The organism is Geodermatophilus sp. SYSU D00814, assembly GCF_054050055.1.
Genome location: NZ_JBJGYP010000065.1, coordinates 1 through 6,049, shown reverse-complemented (window position 1 = coordinate 6,049; position 6,049 = coordinate 1). Strand labels below are relative to the sequence as shown.

Annotated in this window: 4 protein-coding genes; 1 reads left to right on the top strand and 3 read right to left on the bottom strand. The window is 76.0% G+C overall.

Annotated elements, in window-relative coordinates; translation table 11 throughout:
• Positions 1-144: 144 nt before the first annotated feature.
• Positions 145-1,656, bottom strand: a complete 1,512-nt coding sequence (locus ACI780_RS24350) for a potassium/proton antiporter (RefSeq protein ID WP_456873199.1) — start codon at positions 1,654-1,656, stop codon at positions 145-147.
• Between the two features lie 98 nt (positions 1,657-1,754).
• Here ACI780_RS24350 and ileS point away from each other — a divergent pair, with 98 nt between their 5' ends.
• A complete protein-coding gene (gene ileS, locus ACI780_RS24345) occupies positions 1,755-4,898 on the top strand; it encodes an isoleucine--tRNA ligase (protein WP_457006064.1) in 3,144 nt (1,047 codons plus the stop codon).
• A 27-nt stretch (positions 4,899-4,925) separates the two neighbouring features.
• Here ileS and ACI780_RS24340 read toward each other — a convergent pair whose 3' ends face one another.
• Together ACI780_RS24340 and ACI780_RS24335 are read right to left on the bottom strand one after the other, a co-directional pair.
• Entirely contained in the window at positions 4,926-5,543 is a 618-nt protein-coding gene (locus tag ACI780_RS24340; protein ID WP_457006063.1) for a hypothetical protein, read from the bottom strand.
• 111 nt (positions 5,544-5,654) lie between these two features.
• The coding region (locus ACI780_RS24335; protein WP_457006062.1) for a TOBE domain-containing protein at positions 5,655-6,049 on the bottom strand (395 nt) is incomplete at its 5' end.

The window sequence follows — 6,049 nt, the reverse complement described above, 5'->3', positions numbered from 1 at the left end:
TCAGCCAGACCCCGCCCCCCCGGCCCCCCCCCCCCCCCCCCCCCCCCCCCCCCCCCCCCCCCCCCCCCCCCCCCCCCCCCCCCCCCCCCCCCCCCCCCCCCCCCCCCCCCCCCCCCCCACGACCCGGGCGCCCGGAGGGGTGCGTCAGTCGGCTCCGGTGGCCGAGCCCTGCTCGCCGCGCCAGGTCGCCAGCCGCCCCGCCCGGCTGACCGCCCGCAGCCGCCGCTCGGCCTCCGGTCGCGAGCGGCGGGCCGAGACCAGCAGCGCCTGGTCGCCGCGCATCAGCCGGGTGTGGGAGTCGGGCACGAACGAGCGGCCGTCGCGGACGATGAGCACCACCGCGGCGTCGTCGGGGAGCCGCAGCTCGGGCAGGTAGACGCCGTGCAGCCGCGACCCCTCGGGCACCCGCAGCTGCATCAGCTCGGCGTCGAGTTCCTCCAGCGGCGCCGACTCGACCTCGACCTCCCGCGGGGTGACCGGTGCGGCGATGCCCAGCCGGCGGGCCAGCCACGGCAGCGACGTGCCCTGCACCAGGGTGAACACGACGACGAGCACGAAGACGGTGTCGAAGACGAGGGTGGCGCGGGGCACCTGCGCGGTGAGCGGGACGGTGGCCAGCACGATCGGCACCGCGCCGCGCAGGCCCGCCCAGGACACGAACACCTGCTGCGGCCACGGGACCCGGAACCACGCGAGGCTCGCGACCACCGACAGCGGCCGCGCCACCAGGAGCAGCGCGGCGCCGACCAGCAGGGCGAAGCCGAGGACGCCGGGCAGCCGGGCGGGTGAGACCAGCAGGCCGAGCAGCACGAACAGCCCGATCTGGGCGAGGGTGGCCATCCCCTCGGCGAAGCCGATGCTCGCCGACCGGTGCGGCAGCGCCGCGTTGCCGAGCACCAGCCCGCACAGGTACACCGCGACGAACCCGGAGGTGTGCAGCAGGTCGGCCGAGGCGAAGGCCAGCACGCACAGCGCCAGGGTCGCCAGGGGATAGAACCCCGACAGCGGCAGCGCCGAGCGGCGCAGCAGCCAGGCGCCGCCGGCGCCCAGCGCCAGCCCGACCACCGCGCCCCCGGCCAGCTCGGCGACCACCTCGGCCGCGGTCACCCACCAGGGGTGCTCCTCGCCGCCGGTGAGCGTCTCCGACAGCGCCGCGACCAGCAGGATGACCGGGGCGTCGTTGAGTCCGCTCTCCACCTCCAGCGCCGCCACCATGCGGCGCGGCAGCGGCAGCCGGCGCAGGTTGGCGAAGACGGCGGCGGCGTCGGTGGAGCTGACGACGGCGCCGAGCAGCAGCGCGAACTGCCAGTCCAGCCCGAGCAGCCACACCCCGACCGCCGCCGTCGTCGCGACGCTGACCACCACGCCGACGGTCGACAGCGACAGCCCGGGGCCGACCGCCCGCCGGACGTCGGCCCAGCGGGTGGTCAGCCCGCCCTCGGCCAGGATGACCACCAGCGCGGCGACGCCGAGGGTCTGGGTGAGCGCGACGTCCTCGAACTCGATGCCCAGGCCGCTCTCCCCCAGCGCGACCCCGAACGCCAGGTACAGCAGCAGGCTGGGCAGGCCCAGCCGGTCGGCGATCCGCAGCGCGACGGCGGCGACCAGGACGACGAGCGCCCCGACGGCCAGCGCGACGGTGACCGTGTCGTTCACCGCCGGCTCCCGACCACGGGCGCAGTCTCCCGTACCCGCCCGCCCGGCCACCCGCCCCGGCGGCCGAACACGCTCGACGGCTCGGGGACAATGGGGACGTGAGCTCTCCCTTCCGTGCGCTGCCGCCCCAGGTCGACCTGCCCGCGCTGGAGCAGGACGTGCTGCGCCGCTGGGAGGACGCCGACGTCTTCGCCCGGTCGCTGCAGGCCACCGCCGGCCGGCCGCAGTGGGTCTTCTACGAGGGCCCGCCGACGGCCAACGGCCGCCCCGGCACCCACCACATCGAGGCGCGGGCGTTCAAGGACGTCTTCCCCCGCTTCAAGACCATGCAGGGCTGGCACGTGCCCCGCCGCGCCGGCTGGGACTGCCACGGCCTGCCCGTCGAGATCGCCGTCGAGCAGGAGCTCGGCTTCGCCGGCAAGCCCGACATCGAGCGCTACGGCATCGCGGAGTTCAACGCCCGCTGCCGGGAGTCGGTGGAGCGGCACGTCGCCGACTTCACCGAGCTCACCCGCCGGATGGGCTACTGGGTGGACATGTCCACGGCCTACTGGACGATGGACCCGAGCTACATCGAGAGCGTCTGGTGGTCGCTCAAGCAGGTCTTCGACAAGGGCCTGCTCGTGGAGGACCACCGGGTCTCCCCGTACTGCCCGCGCTGCGGCACGGGGCTCTCCGACCACGAGGTCGCCCAGGGCTACGAGTCCATCACCGACCCCTCGGTGTACGTCCGGCTGCCGGTCACCGACGGCGAGTGGGCCGGGAAGGCCGACCTGCTGGTCTGGACGACGACGCCGTGGACGCTGCCGAGCAACACCGCCGTCGCGGTCAACCCCGACGTCCCCTACCTCGTCGTGCGCACGGGCGACGCCGTCCTCGTCGTCGCCGAGCCGCTGGTCGCCGCGGCGGTGGGCGAGGACGTCGAGGTGCTGGCCCGCACGACCGGCCGCGACTGGGAGGGGGTGCACTACCGGCGCCCGTTCGAGCTGGTCGACTTCCCCGACGGGGAGGACACCCACTTCGTCGTCCTGGCCGACTACGTCACCACCGACGACGGCACCGGGCTGGTGCACCAGTCCCCCGCGTTCGGCGCCGACGACCTCGCCGTCGCCCGTGCCTACGGCCTGCCGGTGGTCAACCCGATCGACGCCGCGGGGCACTTCCTGCCCGACGTCGGGCTGGTGGGCGGCCGGTTCTTCAAGGCCGCCGACGACGCCCTCGTCGCCGACCTGCAGCGGCGCGGCGTGCTGTGGCGCGAGCAGAGCTACGAGCACAGCTACCCGCACTGCTGGCGCTGCCACACGCCGCTGATGTACTACGCGCAGCCGTCCTGGTACATCCGCACCAGCGCCATCAAGGACCAGCTGCTCGCCGAGAACGAGAAGACCCACTGGCACCCCGAGACCATCCAGTGGGGCCGCTACGGCGACTGGCTGAACAACAACGTCGACTGGGCGCTCTCCCGCGACCGGTTCTGGGGCACCCCGCTGCCGATCTGGCGCAACGACGCCGACCCCACCCGGCTGGTCGCCGTCGGCTCGCTGGCCGAGCTGTCCGAGCTCACCGGGCGCGACCTCGCGGGCCTCGACCCGCACCGGCCCTTCATCGACGAGGTGACCTTCACCCGCCCCGGTGAGGAGGGCACCTACCGGCGGGTCCGGCAGGTGATCGACGCCTGGTACGACTCCGGCTCGATGCCCTTCGCGCAGTGGGGCGCCCCGCACCGCAACCGGGAGCAGTTCGAGGCGGCCTACCCGGCGCAGTTCATCGCCGAGGCCATCGACCAGACCCGCGGCTGGTTCTACACGCTCATGGCCGTCGGGACGCTGGTGTTCGGCCGCAGCTCCTACGAGAACGTGCTGTGCCTGGGCCACATCCTCGCCGAGGACGGCCGCAAGATGAGCAAGCACCTGGGCAACATCCTCGAGCCGATCCCGCTGATGGACCGGCACGGCGCCGACGCCGTCCGCTGGTTCATGCTGGCCGGCGGCTCGCCGTGGGCGGCCCGCCGGGTCGGCCACGAGACGCTGTCGGAGGTGGTCCGCAAGGTCCTGCTGACCTACTGGAACACCGCCAGCTTCCTCACCCTCTACGCCGAGACCAACGGCTGGGACCCGGCCGTCTCCCCCGCCCCGCCGCGCGCGGAGCGGCCGCTGCTCGACCGCTGGGCGCTGGCGCAGCTGGCCGCGGTCACCGAGGGTGTCACCGACGCGCTGGAGGGCTTCGACACCCAGGGCGCCGGCCGGCTGCTGGCGCAGTTCGTCGACGACCTGTCCAACTGGTACGTGCGCCGCTCGCGGCGCCGGTTCTGGGACGGCGACCCCTCGGCGCTGGGCACGCTGCACGAGGTCGTCGACGGGCTCACCCGGCTGATGGCGCCGTTCACGCCCTTCGTCACCGAGGAGGTGTGGTCGCGGGTGGCCCGCCCGGGGCTGGGCGAGGACGCGCCGGACTCGGTGCACCTGGCCTCCTGGCCCGCCGTCGACGAGGACGCCCGCGACCCGCAGCTGGTCGCGCAGGTCGACCTGGTCCGCCGGCTGGTGGAGCTCGGCCGGGCGGCGCGGACCTCGGCGAAGGTGCGCACCCGCCAGCCGCTGGCCCGCGCGCTGGTCGCCGCCCCCGGCTGGGCGTCGCTGGACCGCGACCTGGTGGCCGAGGTCGCCGACGAGCTCAACGTCGCCGAGCTGGCCGAGCTGTCGTCGGTCGGCGGTGACCTGGTCGACGTCAGCGTGAAGGTCGACTTCCGCGCCGTCGGCCGGCGGCTGGGCCGGCAGGTCCAGGCGGTGGCGAAGGCCGTCGCCGCCGCCGACCCGGCCGCGCTGGTGGCCGCCTACCGGGCCGGTACGGCGACCGTCGACGTCGACGGGCAGGCGGTGCCGCTGGAGGACGGCGACCTGGTGGTCACCGAGACCCCGCGCGAGGGCTGGACGGTGGCCAGCGGCGGCGGGCTCAGCGTGGCCCTCGACCTGACCATGACGCCGGAGCTGGAGCGGGCCGGGATGGTCCGCGAGGTCGTGCGGCTGGTGCAGGAGGCGCGCAAGAACGCCGGCCTGTCGGTCAGCGACCGCATCGAGCTGTGGTGGACCGCGGAGGGCCCGATCGGCGAGGCGCTCGCCGAGCACGGCGACCAGGTGGCCGGCGAGGTGCTCGCCACCCGGGTGCACGCCGGCACCGCCGGTGCGGGCGCCGGGGTGGAGGGCCCGTCGGGGTCGCGCTTCTGGCTCGCCCGCGCCACCGGCTGAGCACGCCGCCGGGCCGCTCGGCGGAACTCAGCCCCGGCGGGCGGCCCGGCGGGCGCGCTCGCGGTGGGCGAGGTGGGCGTCGGGGCCGCACCGCGCACAGGCGGTGAACCCGTCGGCGCGCGCCTCGCGCACCGGCAGCGGCACCGTCTCCCGGCCGGCCAGCCAGGCGCAGTCGGCGAGGTGGTAGCGGGGGTGCTCGTCGACGACGCGCACCTCGTCGTCGAGGTCGACCACCAGCAGCAGGTCGGTGACCTCCTCGTCCTCCTCCGGCGGGTCGGCGTCCGGTCCGGTGGCTCCCCTGCCGCGCCTGCCGGCCGGTGCCGCGACCGGCTGCGGCCCCGTCGACGCGGGGGCGGGCCGGGGACGCGGGCGGTCCTCCGCTCCCGGCGCGGCGGCGGACTCCTCCCCGTCGGCCGCCGGGGCCGGCTCGGGCCGCCGGGCCGGCTCGGCCGCCGGGCGCTCGTCGGTCCGCGGGGCGGGGACACCGGCCTCGGCCGGGGCGCGCAGCCGGGCGACGACGAGCAGCGCGGTGGCCAGGGCGCAGGCGCCGACGCAGGCCCAGTACCAGGCGGTGGCGGCGGTCATCACGCCGAGGACGAACAGGCCGACGCCGGCGAGCACCAGCAGGGCGGCGGCGAGGACCACGGCGCGCACTGTAGCCGCGGTCCCGGCCCGGTGGGACGTGCTCGACCCTAAACGGCGGAGGGCCCCCGGACGGGTGTCCGGGGGCCCTGCTGCGTGCTCAGCGTCGGGGGGTCAGCGTTCGTCCTGGGAGACCCGCAGCCCGGTCTCCGGGGAGAACACGTGCGCCTCCCCCGGGCGGATCGCCACGTGCACCACCTCACCCTTGGCCGGCGGCTTGCGCGCATCCACCCGCAGCGTCAGCAGCTTGTCCTCACCGCCGACCACACCCCCGGCGTCGGCGGCGTGCAGCGTGCCGTAGGCGTAGGCATCTGAGCCCAGCTCCTCGACCACCACCACCTCCACCGGGAACCCCTCCCCGGCGCCGACCAGCTCCACCGATTCGGGGCGGAACCCCAGCGTGGCGGTGCGCGCCCCCTCCGCGCCGAGCGCGGTCACCGCGGTGCGCGGCAGCGGCACCGTCGACCCGCCCAACCGCGCCCCACCCTCGGTGAGCTCCACGGCCACCA